We start from the raw sequence: 15,373 nt of genomic DNA on the forward strand, positions 1-15,373 counted from the left end.
GAAGGCTCGGCGGGGTGGCGGAAAGGTCCGCCACCCCGCCGACTGTGTTTGCCGCCGGCGCCGGACTAGCGCGATCCCACGATGCGGCCGATGACCTCGCCGAGGCCGACGCGCGTGCCGTCCGGGCCGGGGGCCCAGGCGGTGAGGGTGACGGTGTCCCCGTCCTCCAGGAAGGTGCGCTTGCCGTCGGTGAGTTCGATGGCGTCGCGGCCGTTCCAGGTGAGCTCCAGCAGCGAGCCGCGCTGGCCGACCTCGGGACCGCTGACGGTTCCGGAGCCGTAGACGTCGCCGGTGCGCAGGGAGGCGCCGTTGACGGTCATGTGGGCGAGCTGCTGGGCGGCCGTCCAGTACATGGAGGCGAAGGGCGGCTGCGCCACCTCCTGCCCGTTGATGGAGACGGTGATGTGCAGGTCGAAGCCGCCGGGGCGGTCGAGCGCGGCGTCGTCCAGGTAGGGCAGGAGCGGGAAGTCCCGGGCGGGCGGGGTGACGCGGGCAGCGTCCAGGGCCTCCAGCGGGGTGACCCAGGCGGAGACGGAGGTGGCGAAGGACTTGCCGAGGAACGGGCCGAGCGGCACGTACTCCCAGGCCTGGATGTCCCGGGCCGACCAGTCGTTGAGCAGGAACAGCCCGAAGACGTGGTCCTCGAACGCGCCCAGCGGCACCGGGGTGCCCAGCTCGGAGGGGGCGCCGACGACGAAGCCGACCTCGGCCTCGATGTCGAGCTTGACGGACGGGCCGAAGACGGGCGCCGGGTCGGTGGGCGCCTTGCGCTGCCCGGAGGGGCGGACGACGTCGGTGCCGGAGACGACGATGGTGCCCGAGCGGCCGTGGTAGCCGATGGGGAGGTGCTTCCAGTTGGGCGTCAGCGCGTCGCCGTCGGGGCGGAACATCTTGCCGACGTTGGTGGCGTGGTGCTCGCTCGCGTAGAAGTCGACGTAGTCGGCGACCTCGTACGGCAGGTGCAGGGTGACCTCGTCGAGCGGCAGCAGGTGCGGCTCGACCGTGGGGCGGTGGCCGGGGTCGGTGACCCAGGCGGTCAGCGCGCGGCGGACATCGCGCCAGGCGGTGCGGCCGGCGGCCAGCAGCGGGTTGAGGGAGGGCTGCCCGAGCAGCCCGGCGTACGGGGAACCGAGCGCGACCGCAGCCGCCCCCGCGTCGAGGACGTACCCGCCGATGCGCACGCCGATCCGGCGGCGGCCTTCCGCGGCGGTCGAGAAGACGCCGTAGGGGAGGTTGTGCGGCCCGAACGGGTCGCCCTCGGGGACATCGAGGGGGCTCTGCTGGGGCATGGGGTACTGCCTCGCTTTCGACGCGGTCCGGGGGTGTCCCGGTAGACACGGTGCGGGACACGCTACTCAGGATCGCGCGGGAAAGCGCGACTGCCCTGGCGGATATGAAACACACCGCGGAACGACGTCCGTGGTCAGGTATCCACAGTTCCGGTCATATCTGATCTTTTGGTACGTGCTGTTGATCGAGGGCCCTACGGTCGGGGTTGTGCACTTCCCTGCCCCGTCCCTGTCCCGCTCGACGCGGGAGCGCGTCAAGTGACGGATGGGGCGTGCGTGAGGCCAGATCCGGGTTCTATTTGTAGGACTTGTCCAAAGGGGTCCGTATCCTTGGCGCCGTGACTTCCGCCCCGCCTCCGGCCCTTCCCTATGCCTTGATCGCCACCGACCTGGACGGGACTCTGCTGCAAGCCGGGGACACCATCTCCATGCGCTCGTACGCGGCACTCGCCACGGCGCGCGCGGCCGGCGCCCAGCACATCGTCGTCACCGGCCGCCCGGTCCCGCAGGTCCGGCACGTCCTGGACGGGCTCGGCTACACGGGTCTCGCGGTGTGCGGGCAGGGCGCGCAGGTGTACGACGCGGCGCGCGGGCTCCTGCTGCACTCCGTGTCCATGGACCGGGAGCTCGCCGACGTGGCCCTGGGCAAGATCGAGGCGGAGATCGGCGAGGTCTACGCGGCGGTCAACCAGGAGGGGCTGGACGCGGAGATGCTGATAGGGCCCGGCTACCGGATGTGGCACCCGCACCTGCCCACGGTCCGCGTCCCGCGCCGGTCGGACCTGTGGTCGGCGCCGATCAACAAGGTGCTGCTGCAGCACCCGGAACTGGACGACGACGAGCTGACGCGGGTCGCGCGGTCGGTGGTCGGGCACCTGGTGAACGTCACGATGGCGGGCGAGCACACGGTGGAACTCCAGCCGCCGGGCATCGACAAGGCCAGCGGGCTGGCGAGGGCGGCGGACGTGCTGGGCGTGTCCGCCGCCGAGACGATCGCCTTCGGCGACATGCCGAACGACATCCCGATGTTCGCGTGGTCGGCGCACGGGGTGGCCATGGCCAACTCCCACCGCGAGCTGGTGGCCGTCGCCGACGAGATCACCCTTTCGAACGAGGACGACGGCATCGCGGTGGTACTGGAACGACTCTTCGGCTGACCGGCGGTCAGGGGGGGGGGCTCCGCCCGCGGGATCCGGGGCGGAGCCCCGGGGCCGCCCGCCAGGGCGGTTCCGCTCAGCCCGCCGCCCGCGGCAGCCGCCGCTCCCACGTGCGGTGGAAGACCACCTCGTCCCCGTCCCGGCACACCACCTCGTTCGACGTCAGGAAACCGCCCTCGTCGCACCGGATCTCCGACCGCGTCTCCACGCGCGCGTCCCAGCCGCGTTCCGGCCGGTGGAGCCGGATCCGCCACCGCGACACCGCCCGCGCCGAGAGCGCGTCCGCGTCCTGGATCTCGTACACCTCCTCCGCGTCCTCGCTGAACTCCAGGCCGTCCGGGTACACCCGGGTGCCCCCGTAGCGCGGGTCCACCTCCAGCCGCCACGTGCCGCGCGCGACGTCCCGTACGACCAGCCGCTCCGGGCGCGGTTCGTCCAGCGTCGCCGGGAAGACGACCCCCAGCGGGGCCGACTGCTCGGGGGGATCGAAGACGATCCCCCCGTCCGCCGCCGACCCCGCCCGCACCGGGAGCGTCAGCGCACTGCCGGCCGGGTCCAGCGTCCAGCCGGCCTCCGACCCGGCCCGCGGCCAGATCCACGGCCAGTACGCGGACGACACGGCGAGGCGGATCCGGTGCCCCGGCGCGAAGGCGTGCCCGATGCCGTTCAGCTCGAAGGTGACGTCCTCGTACGAGCCGACCGGCCAGGGCAGCGCCCGGTCCCGGCCGCGGCGGGCGGAGAGGTTCAGCGCGCCCCGCGTGACCAGCGTCGAGGAGCCGTCCGGGGCGACGTCGCACAGCCGGGCCACGACCTGCCCGTACGGCACGTCGAGCCGCAGCCGCAGGGTCACCGACGGCCGTCCCAGGATCTCCACCGGCTCCTTGGGCCCCACCGGGAACTCGAAGCAGGCCGATTTCGCGTCCTCCTCCCGCTGGTCCGGCGGCAGGTCGGCGTCGTTGCCGAAGGGGAAGAAGCGGCCCGCGTCCAGCCCCGTGTGCTGCGGGGAGGCGACGTCCACCGGCGCGCCCTGGAACACGTACGGGACGGGGATGACGGACGCCGAGGGCCAGGCCCTCTCGCCGACCCAGCGCCCCGGGAGCTCGTCGTAGACCGTCGCGGGCGGGTGCGAGTCACTGATCCAGGTGCGCAGCAGCGGCTCCTCCATCACCCCGTTGTCCGCTCCCTTCAGCCAGTGGTCCCACCAGCGCAGGGTCTCCTGCAGGAAGCCGATGGCCGGCCCGGGCGGCAGCCCGCGGTCCGGGTACTGGTGGGACCAGGGCCCGATCAGGCCCCGTACCCGGGCCGACGGCAGGTGTTCGACCAGCCGCAGCACCGTGTCGCGGTAGGGGTCGTGCCAGCCGCCGACCGCGAGCACAGCCGCGCCGATGGCCGAGTAGTCCTCGCAGACGCTCCCGTGGCGCCAGTAGTCGTCGCGGGTCTGGTGCGAGAGCCAGGTGTGGATGAGCGGCTCCACCGCCTCCAGCCGCTCCAGCCACTGGCGGCGCCAGCCGTCCCCGACGAACTGCGGGTCCGGCGGCCGGGAGGCGAAGGCCAGCATGGTCGCCGCCCACGCGTGCATGTCCACGGCGAGCACCGAGCCGCCCATGTAGTGCACGTCGTTGTCGAAGCGGTCGTCCGTGGAGCAGACGGTGACGACGGCCTTCAGGGGTTCGGGGGCCAGCGCCGCGATCTGCAGGGAGTTGAAGCCGCCCCAGGAGATCCCGAACATCCCCACCGCCCCCGTGCACCACTCCTGGGCCGCCAGCCACTGGACCACCGCGACCCCGTCGGCCAGCTCGCGGGCGTCGTACTCGTCCCCGGGCCGGCCGCCGCTGCAGCCGTGGCCGCGCACGTCCACCCGTACGGAGGCGTAGCCGTGCCCCGCGTACCAGGGGTGGCGCTGCCAGTCGCGCGGCGCGGTCCAGTCGGTGAGCCGGTACGGGAGGTACTCCAGCAGGGCCGGAACCGGCTCGTCCGTCACGGGGCGCCAGATCCGGGCGTACAGCTCGACGCCGTCGGGAAGCGGGATCCGGACATCCTCGTGGGTGGTCCCGTACGGGAAGTCGGTACGGATGATCATCTGGTCTCAGCCGCCAATCGCCTCGGACGTTCGCCTGACGTTCGCCTCGGACCCGGCCTCAGTGGACGGGGTGCATCGTGCGCCGCAGCCACGGCGCCATCGCCATCACGATCAGGCCCACCGCCACCGCCACGGCGCCGTTGAGGCCGAAGTACACGGGGTTCGACACCTGGCCGTAGGCCTTGACCACCTGCGCCTGGATGCCGTTGGCCAGAGCCAGCGAGAGGAACCAGAGCGCCATCGTCTGGCTGCCGAAGGCCTTCGGCGCGAGCTTGCTGGTGGCCGACATGCCCGAGGTCTCCAGCAGGACGTCGCCGAGGCCGAGCAGCAGGTACGAGCCGACGATCCACCAGGCGGCCATCCTGTACGTGTCCCCGCTGTGCCCCGAGGTCGGGATCACCATCAGCAGGAAGGACAGGCCGCCCAGGATCACGCCGATGGCGATCTTGTTGGAGGCGTGCGGCTGGCGGTGGCCCATCCGGGCCCACACCGCCGCGACGACCGGGGCCAGCGCCACCTCGAACGCGCCGAGCGCGGAGGCGTACCAGCTCGACGGGAAGTCGAAGCCCAGGATCGTGCTCTCGGCGTTGGTGGAGGCCAGCAGCATCATCGTCGAGTAGGCCTGGAAGAGGATGAAGTTGAAGGCGACCGAGGCCAGGAAGAGGACCACGTACGGGCGAAGCCGCCCGCGCTCCTCGCGCGTCACCCTCGGGCTGCGGAACATCACCGCGAAGTAGACGACCGGGGCGATCACCGAGACCAGGGTGAGCAGGTCGACGAAGCGGTCCATGGTCAACAGGCCGGTGCCCGCCAGAAGGGTGGCCAGCGCGGCGAGGGCGAGGCAGCCGCCGGTGATCCGCCACACGGCGCGGCGCATCGCGTCCGGGGCGAGGGCGTACTCGGCGGAGTGCTTTCGTCCGGCCAGATGGCGGCGCCCCAGGACGTACTGGACCAGGCCCGCGGTCATGCCGATGGCGGCGGCGGAGAAGCCCCAGTGCCAGCCCTCGTGCTCGCCGAGCCAGCCGGTGATCAGCGGTCCGGCGAACGCGCCGATGTTGATGGCCATGTAGTAGAGGGCGAAGCCCGCGTCGCGCCGGTCGTCGTCCGTCCGGTAGAGCTTGCCGACCATGCTGGCCACGTTCGGCTTGAGCAGCCCGGTGCCCGCGCTGATCAGGCCGAGACCGGCCCAGGTCATGGCGGCCGTCGGCACGGCCATGGCGTAGTGGCCGCAGGCGATCAGGATGCCGCCCCAGAGCACGGCCCGGTACGAACCGAGGATGCGGTCGGCGAGCCACCCGCCGGCGACGGAGACGAGGTAGACCATGGTCCCGTAGGCCGCCGAGACGGAGGCGGCGGTGCCCGGGTCCATGCCCAGGCCGCCGTTCGCCACCGTGTCCGCGAAATAGAGGACGAGAATGGCCTGCATGCCCAGGAACGAGAAGCGCTCCCAGACCTCCAGTCCGGAGAGCGTGGCCAGTCCCCGGGGGTGGCCCAGGAAGGCACGGTCGTCACCGGGTGGCGGCCGGTCGGCCTCCGGATCCGCGGGCTCGTCCATATCGGTCGCAGTTCTGGGCAAAACGCATTCTCCGGTCGCTTCGTCTCCTTCAGAACATACCGGTGTACATCGGGCAGTGCGCGGGTGGTGGCCGGGAAGGCGCTCTCGGTGATCGAAAACAGACCCGATACGCTGGCTTGAGTGATGGCAGCGACACATCGACAATCCATGTGATCGTCAGCGTGATCGTCAGCAGACAGGAGTACCCCTCGTGACCGTCGTCGGGCCGTTCGGACTGAGCGTGCGGGACCAGGCTCTTGAGACCGATGTCCAGGCCGGACTGGCCGCCGTCGAGGCGGGTCTGCTGGAAGCCACCAAGAGCGAAGTCCCCTTCATCACCGAGGCCGCACAGCACCTGGTCCGGGCCGGAGGCAAGCGGTTCCGGCCGCTGCTGGTGATGCTCGCCTCCCGGTTCGGTGACCCGTACGCGCCCGGCATCGTGCCGTCCGCCGTCGTGGTCGAGCTCACGCACCTCGCGACGCTCTACCACGACGACGTCATGGACGAGGCGGACGTGCGCCGCGGGGTGGAGAGCGCCAACGCCCGCTGGGGCAACTCGGTGGCCGTCCTCACGGGTGACTTCCTGTTCGCCCGTGCCTCGCACATCCTGGCCGACCTCGGGCCGGAGGCCGTACGCATCCAGGCCGAAGCCTTCGAAAGGCTGGTGACGGGCCAGATCCTGGAGACGGCCGGCCCGCGCGACGGCCGCGACCCCGTCGCCCACTACCTCGACGTCATCGCCGGCAAGACCGGCTCGCTGATCGCGGTCTCCGGCCGCTTCGGCGCGCTGATGTCCGGCGCCGACGAGTCGGTCGTCGACATCCTCACCCAGTACGGCGAGCGGCTCGGCACCGCCTTCCAGCTCGCCGACGACGTCCTCGACATCTCCTCCGACGCCCACGAGTCCGGCAAGACCCCGGGCACCGACCTGCGCGAGGGCATCCCGACGCTGCCCGTACTGCGGCTGCGCGAGATGGCGGCCCAGGGCGGCGACCCGGCCGACCTGGAGCTCGTGGAGCTCCTGGACGGGGACCTGACGGACGACGCCCGACACGCCGAGGTGCTCACCCGGCTGCGGGCGCACCCCGCCCTGGAGCGGGCCCGCCGCGACACCATCCAGTACGCCGAGGACGCGCGCGCCATGCTCGCCCCGTTGCCGGAGTGCTTCGCCAAGTCGGCGCTCGAAGAGCTCTGCGACGCCGTGGTCCACCGCGCCGGATAGCGGCCGCTGTATCGGAACGGGCCCTTCCGCCCCGGCGACCCCTACGGGTCGGGGGAGGGGGGCCCTTTTCATGTCATCCCACGGGCGTACACCGAGTTGCGTCCGGGGACTGACGCCCCGGGGCCGCCGATTTGGTCAGATGGAGTCATCAAACCCCACCAGATCGGGTGAGCGCGGCGACACGGTGGTCACCGCAGTCGACACAGAGGGCAGGGCACTGACATGGCACCGAACACCAAGACTTCTCGCAAGGCCGCCCGGTACGCCGTACCGGTAGCGGTGGCGGGTGTGGCCGCGGCGACCGTTGCGATGGTCCCGGCCTTCGCCAACGCCGGCGGGCCCGACCTGCCGAAGGTGACGGCGCAGCAGCTCATCGAGAAGGTCGCCGCATCGGACGTTCAGCAGCTGTCCGGTACCGCCCGGATCACCACCGACCTCGGTCTGCCGAAGATCGCCAGCGGGCTGCTCGGCGGCGGTGGCGTGGCGGGCGGCTCCGCCAACCCGGAGGACAAGGTCGCGCAGCTGGCGAACGGCAGCCACACCCTGCGCGTCGCGGCCGACGGCCCGGACCGTCAGCGGCTGACCTTCCTCGACGGCAAGGACGAGTACAGCCTCATCCACAACGGCGACGACGTGTGGGGCTACGACTCCAAGTCGAACGAGGTCTTCCACGAGAAGAACGCCGAGGCGGGCAAGGGCAAGGACGGCGGCAAGGACCACAAGACCGGCGACCGCCTCGCCGCCTCGCCGCAGAAGCTGGCCGAGGAGATCCTGGCGGCCGCCGGCCCCACCACGGACGTCAGTGTGGGCGGGACCGCGCAGGTGGCCGGGCGCGACGCCTACCAGCTGGTGCTCAAGCCCAAGCAGAGCGGCTCCACCGTCGGCTCGGTCCAGATCGCGGTGGACGCCAAGAACGGCGTGCCGCTGCGCGTGCAGCTGCTCTCCGCGCAGGGCGGCAAGCCGATCGTGGACGCCGGCTTCACCAAGGTGGACTTCGCCAAGCCGGCCGCGGACACCTTCGCCTTCACCGTGCCCAAGGGCGCCAAGGTGACCGAGGGCGTGGACGGGGCGGACAAGGGCAAGGGCGGCGCGGACGAGCACTGGAAGGCGCTGGAGTCCTTCCCGGGCCTCGGTGACCTGGCCGGCGGCGCGGGCGGCAAGGGCGACGTGAAGGTGCTCGGCGAGGGCTGGTCGACCATCGCGCGCATCGACTCGGGCGAGGGCCGCAGCCTGAAGGACCTGGAGAACGACAAGAACGCCCCGAAGGAGGCCAAGCAGTTCCTCGACTCCCTCGGGGACAAGGTCAACGGGAAGTTCGGCGAAGGCCGTGTCCTGTCGACCCGCCTGGTCAACGCCCTGATCACGGACGACGGCAAGGTCTACGTCGGTGCGGTCACCAAGGACGCGCTGGTGAAGGCGGCCGACGCCAACAAGTAGCCGCCCGGGCGGTCGTACGGGGGGCGCACGACGCGCAGGCGCCGCAAGGGTGGGCCGGGACTGTGTCCCTGCCCACCCTTGCGGCATTCCCGCACCCCGTACAGCACACCCGCTGTACGGTGTTGGACATGTCGAGACACGTCACCATCCGCCTGGACGAAGAGTTCCACGAACGCCTGAAGGCACGTGCGGCGGCGCTGGGGACGACGGTCACCGCGCTGATCACCGAGGTCACCGAACGAGAACTCGACGAGGACCGGAAGAACTTCCTCTCCGGCATAGAGGAGTTCGCCGACCACTGGAGTTACTTCCAGGAGCGGTTCGGCAATTGAAGATCACCATGGAGTGGGCCTGGACCGCTCTGGCCCACCATCTCCCGTCCGATCCCGCCGTGTGGGATCCCTCCGGGGTGGCCGCCGCCGTCGCCCGGCACCAGAACGACCTCGTTCTGGTGCCCGAACAGCCCGCCCCGGACACCGCGTGGCGGGCCGCCGCGTTTTTGCACACCCTCGCGGTGTGCCCCGCCCTGGAATCCCCGATGAACGAGTTCTACGCGGCCGCCGCGACCCGCTCGTACCTGCGCGTGGCCGGGGCCAGGCAGCTCCCCTCGCCGGAGGAGCTGGGGGATCTGGTGGAGGCGGCGAAGCTGGGCCGCGCGGACATCGCGGCCGTGGCCGAGGAGCTGCGCGCCCGGATCCAGGAGCCGCTCCGGGCGTCGTCACGGGCCCGCGCCGAGGACGCCTGAGCTCCGGCACGGTCCGGTGGGATCGTGCCGGAGCTCCTGGAGGTCCGGGCAGTCGGCGGGGTACCGCTAGAAGGTGATCTTCCAGCTGTTGATGTAGCCGACGTCCTGCGCCGCCCCGTCCTTGACCCGGAGCTTCCAGACCCCGTTGGCCACCTCGCTGGAGGCGTTGACGGTGTACGTCTGGACGAGGTTGTCGGCGCTGCCGCCGCTGCGGTTGTGCAGGTTGTAGACGGTGCCGTCGGGGGCGAGCAGGTCGACCACCAGGTCACCGCGGTAGGTGTGGACGATGTTCACGTCGACCTTGGTGGTCGCGGGCGCGTTGCCCGTCACACCGGAGGCCGTGATCGACGAGGTCACCGCGGCCGCGGGGGAGTCCGGGATGCTCACGTCCGCCGTGTTCTCGAAGGACGGGCCGGGCGGGACCGGGGTGGCCGCCCCGAGCGTCCAGATCGCGTAGGCGACGGCGTCGGAGTTGCGGTCCAGGGCGGTGTCGTTGATGTTCGTCGTGCTGTCGCAGGAGGAGTGGTAGCAGCGGTCGAAGGCCTGACCGGAGGTGCCGCCCCACTTCTGCGCCTGGGCGGCGGACTTGGTGTTGCTGGCGCCGGTGAACAGGCCGCCGACGGGGATGCCCACGTTCTTGAAGGAGGCGTGGTCGGAGCGGCCGTCGCCCTCGGTCTCGATCTCGGTCGGGACGCCGAGGCCCGCGTAGTAGTTCTTGAAGGTCTGCTCGATCGTCGGGTCGTCGTCGTAGACGAAGTAGCCCGGGTTCGGCGAACCGATCATGTCGAAGTTCAGGTACCCGGCGAACTTGGCCCGCTCGGCGGTCGGCAGGTTGTTGACGTAGTACTTCGAGCCGACCAGGCCCAGCTCCTCCGCCCCCCACCAGCCGAAGCGCAGGTGCTTGGTGGGCTGCAGGCCGGCCCGGGACACGGCGAGGGCCGTCTCCAGGACGGCGGCGCTGCCGGAGCCGTTGTCGTTGATGCCCGCGCCCGAGGTCACCGAGTCCAGGTGTGCGCCGGCCATCAGGACCGAGTTCGGGTCGCCGCCCGGCCAGTCGGCGATCAGGTTGTAGCCGGTGGCGCCGCTGGAGGTGAAGGTCTGCAGGGTGGTGGTGAAGCCGGCCGCGTCGAGCTTGGCCTTCACGTAGTCGATCGAGGCCTTGTAGCCGGCCCGGCCGTGGGCGCGGTTCCCGCCGTTGTTGGCGGCGATCGTCGAGAGCTGCGACAGGTGGGCCTTGACGTTGGCCAGCGGTATGTCGGGCGGAGTCGGCGCCGCGTTGACCGCCGTGGGGGCGGCGAGTGCGGCGGGGGCGGTGGAGGCGAACAGGCCGGCGACCGCGAACGCGGTCACGGCAGCAAGGCGCCGGGAGACGGACAGGCTCATGTGGGGGCTCCGGGATTCCGCGGGGACATGACGGAACGAGTGGGGATAGAGCAAGTGAGCGTTAGTGCGTCAGTGCGAGCCTGATGTTCAGCGAGAGTATGACTGTCCGTCAAGACTGCAATCCGGTCATGGTCGTTCGGAAAACGGACGATCCCCGGTACGGGTGGCCCGTACCGGGGATCGAGGGTGCGAAGGGTTTGCTGGTGCGTGCCCGCCGGCACGCACCCGTTACGCGGGTTCGCGGGCCGGTGCCGCCACGACGGACGGCGCCGCCTCCAGCCTGATCCGGGAGCGCCGCGCCGTACGCAGCGCGTCCCAGGTGAGGATCGCGAGCGCGGCCCACACCAGGGAGAAGCCCGCCCAGCGCTCGGGCGGCATGGCCTCGTGGAAGTACAGGACGCCGAGCCCGAACTGGAACACCGGAGCCATGTACTGCAGCAGCCCCAGCGTGGACAGCGGGACCCGGATCGCGGCCATCCCGAAGAACACCAGCGGGACGGCCGTGACCAGCCCCGTCGCGGCCAGCAGCAGCGAGTGGCCGACGCCGTGCGAGGCGAAGGTGGACTGGCCCTGCACGCCGAGCCACAGGACGTATCCGAGGGCGGGCAGGAACAGGACGGCGGTCTCGGCGGCCAGCGACTCCAGGCCGCCCATGTTGAGCTTCTTCTTGATCAGCCCGTACGTGGCGAAGGAGAAGGCCAGGATCAGCGAGATCCACGGAGGCCGCCCGTAGCCGATGGCGAGCACCAGTACGGCGGCGAAGCTCAGGCCGACCGCCACCCACTGCGCGCGGCGCAGCCGCTCACCGAGCACCAGGACGCCGATCGCGATGCTGACCAGCGGATTGATGAAGTAGCCCAGGCTGGCCTCGACCACGTGCCCGTTGTTCACGGCCCAGATGTACAGGCCCCAGTTCACGGTGATGACCGAAGCGGCCAGGGTGGTCAGGCCGAGCTTGCGGGGCTGGCGCAGCAGCTCCCGTATCCAGCCCCAGCGGCGCAGCGCGAGCAGCGCCAGACCGACCACGGCCAGGGACCACACCATGCGGTGGGCGAGGATCTCGACGGCGCCGGAGGGCTTCAGGAGCGGCCAGAAGAGGGGCACCAGCCCCCACATCCCGTACGCGCCGAATCCGTAGAGCAAACCCGTGCGCTGCTCGTTCTCTGCCTTCACGGGGGGCCTCCTGTGCGCTTTCCAGCCAACTTTCACGAAGGTAACGCCGTACGGCCCAGATGTCATGCCCGTAACCGGGAGATACTCATGACATCTTTCTGGGCGGGCGGGCCGGAGGGGCGCTGCGGGGGTATGCGGGTGCCATCCATCCGGGGGCCGTGCGGGGGCCGGGCCCGTGTCCCGCACCTCGCCGAAAACGAGACGGAGCCCGGATCCCTGGGCGGGATCCGGGCTCCGTGGTGTGCGGGAGGTGCGTCCTAGCCGACGACCGTCCAGGTGTCGTTGCCGGTCAGCAGAGCCCCGAGGTCGCCCTTGCCGCTGCGGTCGATCGCCGCGTCGAGCTGGTCGGCCATGAGGGTGTCGTAGACGGGCCGCTCGGCGCTGCGGAACACCCCGATCGGGGTGTGGTGCAGCGTGTCCGGGTCGGCCAGGCGGGAGAGCGCGAACGCGGTGGTGGCGCTGGCGTTCTTCGCGTCGTGGACCAGGATCTGCGCCTCATTGGCCGCGGTCACCTCGACGACCCGCAGGTCGCCGGTGGCGGGGTCGCGTACGACGCCCTTCGAGTCGTCCGCGCCGAAGCGGATCGGCCGGCCGTGCTCCAGCCGGATCACGGCCTCCAGGGCCTGGTCCCTGTCCTTGAGCACCTCGAAGGCGCCGTCGTTGAAGATGTTGCAGTTCTGGTAGATCTCCACCAGCGCCGTGCCCTGGTGGTCGGCGGCCTGGCGCAGGACCTCGGTGAGGTGCTTGCGGTCGGAGTCGACGGTGCGGGCGATGAAGGAGGCCTCGGCGCCGATCGCCAGCGACACCGGGTTGAAGGGCGCGTCCAGCGAGCCCATCGGCGTCGACTTGGTGATCTTGCCGATCTCGGACGTGGGGGAGTACTGGCCCTTGGTCAGCCCGTAGATCCGGTTGTTGAAGAGGAGGATCTTGAGGTTGACGTTGCGGCGCAGCGCGTGGATGAGGTGGTTGCCGCCGATGGACAGCGCGTCGCCGTCGCCCGTGACGACCCAGACGGACAGGTCGCGGCGGGAGGTGGCGAGGCCGGTGGCGATGGACGGGGCACGGCCGTGGATGGAGTGCATCCCGTACGTGTTCATGTAGTACGGGAAGCGGGAGGAGCAGCCGATGCCCGAGACGAAGACGATGTTCTCCTTCGCGAGGCCCAGTTCGGGCATGAAGCCCTGAACGGCGGCCAGCACCGCGTAGTCACCGCAACCGGGGCACCAGCGGACCTCCTGGTCCGACTTGAAGTCCTTCATCGACTGCTTGCTCTCGGCCTTCGGTACCAGCGAGAGCAGGGTCCGCTCCCCTTCGGTCACCTCAGTCATCGATGGCCTCCTTGAGAACCGTGGCGAGCTGCTCGGCCTTGAACGGCATTCCGTTGACCTGGTTGTACGACTGGGCGTCGACCAGGTATTTCGCCCGGATCAGGGTGGCGAGCTGCCCGAGGTTCATTTCCGGCACCACTACCTTCTCGTAACGCTCCAGGACCTCGCCGAGATTCCTGGGGAAGGGGTTGAGATGGCGCAGGTGGGCCTGGGCGATGGGGAGTCCGCCGTTGCGCAGCCGGCGGACCGCCGCGGTGATGGGGCCGTAGGTGGACCCCCAGCCCAGGACCAGGGTGGTGGCCCCGTCCGGGTCGTCGACGTCGAGGTCGGGCACCCGGATGCCGTCCACCTTGGCCTGGCGGGTGCGGACCATGAGGTCGTGGTTGGCGGGGTCGTAGGAGATGTTGCCGCTGCCGTCCTGCTTCTCGATGCCGCCGATGCGGTGTTCGAGGCCGGGGGTGCCCGGGATGGCCCAGGGCCGGGCGAGGGTTTCCGGGTCCCGCTTGTAGGGCCAGAACACCTCGGTGCCGTCGGCGAGGGTGTGGTTCGCGCCGGTGGCGAACTTGACCTTCAGGTCGGGCAGGTCGGCGACCTCCGGGATCCGCCAGGGCTCGGAGCCGTTGGCGAGGTATCCGTCGGACAGCAGGAAGACCGGGGTCCGGTAGGTGAGTGCGATCCGGGCCGCGTCGAGGGCGGCGTCGAAGCAGTCCGCGGGGGTCCGGGGGGCCACGATCGGGACGGGGGCCTCGCCGTTGCGACCGTACATGGCCTGGAGGAGGTCGGCCTGCTCCGTCTTGGTCGGCAGTCCGGTGGAGGGGCCGCCGCGCTGGATGTCCACGATCAGCAGCGGAAGCTCCAGCGACACCGCGAGGCCGATCGCCTCCGACTTCAGCGCCACACCGGGTCCGGAGGTGGTGGTCACCCCGAGGGCACCGCCGAAGGCGGCGCCGAGCGCGGCGCCGATGCCGGCGATCTCGTCCTCGGCCTGGAAGGTCCGCACGCCGAAGTTCTTGTGCTTCGACAGCTCGTGCAGGATGTCCGAGGCCGGGGTGATCGGGTAGGAGCCCAGGTAGAGGGGCAGATCGGCCTGCTGGCTCGCGGCCACGAGACCGTAGGAGAGCGCCAGGTTCCCGGAGATGTTGCGGTAGGTGCCCGTGGGGAACGCGCGGGTGGCGGGGGCGACCTCGTAGGAGACCGCGAAGTCCTCGGTGGTCTCCCCGAAGTTCCAGCCGGCCCGGAAGGCGACGATGTTCGCCTCGGCGATCTCGGGCTTCTTCGCGAACTTCTGCCGCAGGAACTTCTCGGTGCCCTCGGTGGGCCGGTGGTACATCCACGACAGCAGGCCCAGCGCGAACATGTTCTTGCTGCGCTCCGCCTCCTTGCGGGAGAGGCCGAAGTCCTTCAGCGCCTCGACCGTCAGGGTGGTCAGCGGTACCGGGTGCAGGTTGTAGGCGTCGAGGGAGCCGTCCTCGAGCGGCGAGGTCGCGTAGCCGACCTTGGCCATCGGGCGCTTGGTGAATTCATCCGTGTTGATGATGATCTCGGCGCCGCGCGGTACGTCCGCGATGTTGGCCTTGAGGGCCGCCGGATTCATCGCGACCAGCACGTTCGGGGCGTCGCCCGGGGTGAGGATGTCGTGGTCGGCGAAGTGGAGCTGGAAGGAGGAGACGCCCGGCAGGGTTCCGGCGGGGGCGCGGATCTCGGCGGGGAAGTTCGGCAGCGTCGACAGGTCGTTCCCGAACGACGCGGTCTCCGAGGTGAACCGGTCACCGGTGAGCTGCATACCGTCACCGGAGTCACCCGCGAATCGGATGATCACACGATCGAGGCGGCGTACTTCCTTGCCGCCCGGGCTCTCCGGGGTGCGTTGTCCACCGACGACCGCACCCCCGGCCCCGTCGGCCTGTTCGGCTGGGCTGCTGACCTGGCTGGTCACTGAACTGGACCTCCTTCGAGGCGTGAGCACCCCCGGAACCAACCCTACGTCGGTAGGGATCGGTCCCC

At 70.7% G+C, this 15,373-nt stretch carries 12 protein-coding genes; 5 read left to right on the forward strand and 7 right to left on the reverse strand.

The window, feature by feature from the left end; genetic code table 11:
* Positions 1-65 precede the first annotated feature (65 nt).
* The gene (gene fahA / locus OG753_RS24935) at positions 66-1,289 is read right to left on the reverse strand and encodes a fumarylacetoacetase (protein ID WP_405790200.1); all 1,224 of its coding nucleotides are present in this window, start codon (positions 1,287-1,289) and stop codon (positions 66-68) included.
* A 338-nt stretch (positions 1,290-1,627) separates the two neighbouring features.
* Between fahA and OG753_RS24940 the strand changes: the two genes are divergently transcribed.
* A complete protein-coding gene (locus OG753_RS24940) occupies positions 1,628-2,446 on the forward strand; it encodes an HAD family hydrolase (RefSeq protein WP_327263911.1) in 819 nt (272 codons plus the stop codon).
* A gap of 76 nt (positions 2,447-2,522) precedes the next feature.
* Here OG753_RS24940 and OG753_RS24945 read toward each other — a convergent pair whose 3' ends face one another.
* Positions 2,523-4,526: a CocE/NonD family hydrolase gene (locus tag OG753_RS24945; protein ID WP_405790202.1), complete on the reverse strand. Its 2,004-nt coding sequence runs from the start codon at positions 4,524-4,526 to the stop codon at positions 2,523-2,525.
* A 58-nt stretch (positions 4,527-4,584) separates the two neighbouring features.
* A complete protein-coding gene (locus OG753_RS24950) occupies positions 4,585-6,081 on the reverse strand; it encodes a peptide MFS transporter (RefSeq protein ID WP_327263913.1) in 1,497 nt (498 codons plus the stop codon).
* Positions 6,082-6,292: 211 nt separating this feature from the next.
* Between OG753_RS24950 and OG753_RS24955 the strand changes: the two genes are divergently transcribed.
* From OG753_RS24955 to OG753_RS24970, 4 genes are all read left to right on the forward strand, one after another.
* A complete protein-coding gene (locus tag OG753_RS24955) occupies positions 6,293-7,303 on the forward strand; it encodes a polyprenyl synthetase family protein (RefSeq protein ID WP_327263914.1) in 1,011 nt (336 codons plus the stop codon).
* 222 nt (positions 7,304-7,525) lie between these two features.
* Entirely contained in the window at positions 7,526-8,740 is a 1,215-nt protein-coding gene (locus OG753_RS24960) for a LolA family protein (protein ID WP_405790205.1), read from the forward strand.
* A gap of 128 nt (positions 8,741-8,868) precedes the next feature.
* Entirely contained in the window at positions 8,869-9,072 is a 204-nt protein-coding gene (locus OG753_RS24965) for a ribbon-helix-helix domain-containing protein (protein ID WP_229337077.1), read from the forward strand.
* Positions 9,069-9,485, forward strand: coding sequence for a hypothetical protein (locus tag OG753_RS24970; RefSeq protein WP_327263916.1), 417 nt, complete (start codon positions 9,069-9,071; stop codon positions 9,483-9,485). The genes OG753_RS24965 and OG753_RS24970 overlap by 4 nt, the downstream gene beginning before the upstream one ends.
* A gap of 66 nt (positions 9,486-9,551) precedes the next feature.
* On the opposite strand, the gene OG753_RS24975 is transcribed toward OG753_RS24970, so the two are convergent.
* The 4 genes from OG753_RS24975 to OG753_RS24990 all read right to left on the reverse strand — a co-directional run bounded on the left by OG753_RS24975 (position 9,552) and on the right by OG753_RS24990 (position 15,305).
* Positions 9,552-10,868 (reverse strand): M28 family metallopeptidase, encoded by a 1,317-nt coding sequence (locus OG753_RS24975; RefSeq protein WP_327263917.1) that lies wholly within the window; start codon positions 10,866-10,868, stop codon positions 9,552-9,554.
* 228 nt (positions 10,869-11,096) lie between these two features.
* On the reverse strand, positions 11,097-12,041 hold the full coding sequence (gene rarD, locus OG753_RS24980; protein ID WP_327263918.1) for an EamA family transporter RarD: 945 nt from the start codon (positions 12,039-12,041) through the stop codon (positions 11,097-11,099).
* A gap of 257 nt (positions 12,042-12,298) precedes the next feature.
* Positions 12,299-13,369 (reverse strand): 2-oxoacid:ferredoxin oxidoreductase subunit beta, encoded by a 1,071-nt coding sequence (locus OG753_RS24985; RefSeq protein ID WP_327263919.1) that lies wholly within the window; start codon positions 13,367-13,369, stop codon positions 12,299-12,301.
* Positions 13,362-15,305 carry a 2-oxoacid:acceptor oxidoreductase subunit alpha gene (locus OG753_RS24990; RefSeq protein WP_327263920.1) on the reverse strand — a complete coding sequence of 648 codons (1,944 nt, stop codon included), beginning with the start codon at positions 15,303-15,305 and terminating at the stop codon, positions 13,362-13,364. Before OG753_RS24990 ends, OG753_RS24985 begins: the two co-directional genes overlap by 8 nt.
* Positions 15,306-15,373: the final 68 nt, after the last annotated feature.

The sequence above is a fragment of the Streptomyces sp. NBC_00029 genome (genome assembly GCF_045160505.1).
Lineage (GTDB): Bacteria > Actinomycetota > Actinomycetes > Streptomycetales > Streptomycetaceae > Streptomyces.

Excerpts from the sequence above, each read along its gene's own strand:
- OG753_RS24960 (WP_405790205.1), top strand. The coding sequence starts at position 7,526 with ATGGCACCGAACACCAAGACTTCTCGCAAGGCCGCCCGGTACGCCGTA.
- OG753_RS24975 (WP_327263917.1), bottom strand. The coding sequence starts at position 10,868 with ATGAGCCTGTCCGTCTCCCGGCGCCTTGCTGCCGTGACCGCGTTCGCG.
- OG753_RS24950 (WP_327263913.1), bottom strand. The coding sequence starts at position 6,081 with ATGGACGAGCCCGCGGATCCGGAGGCCGACCGGCCGCCACCCGGTGAC.
- fahA (WP_405790200.1), bottom strand. The coding sequence starts at position 1,289 with ATGCCCCAGCAGAGCCCCCTCGATGTCCCCGAGGGCGACCCGTTCGGG.
- OG753_RS24985 (WP_327263919.1), bottom strand. The coding sequence starts at position 13,369 with ATGACTGAGGTGACCGAAGGGGAGCGGACCCTGCTCTCGCTGGTACCG.
- OG753_RS24945 (WP_405790202.1), bottom strand. The coding sequence starts at position 4,526 with ATGATCATCCGTACCGACTTCCCGTACGGGACCACCCACGAGGATGTC.
- OG753_RS24965 (WP_229337077.1), top strand. The coding sequence starts at position 8,869 with ATGTCGAGACACGTCACCATCCGCCTGGACGAAGAGTTCCACGAACGC.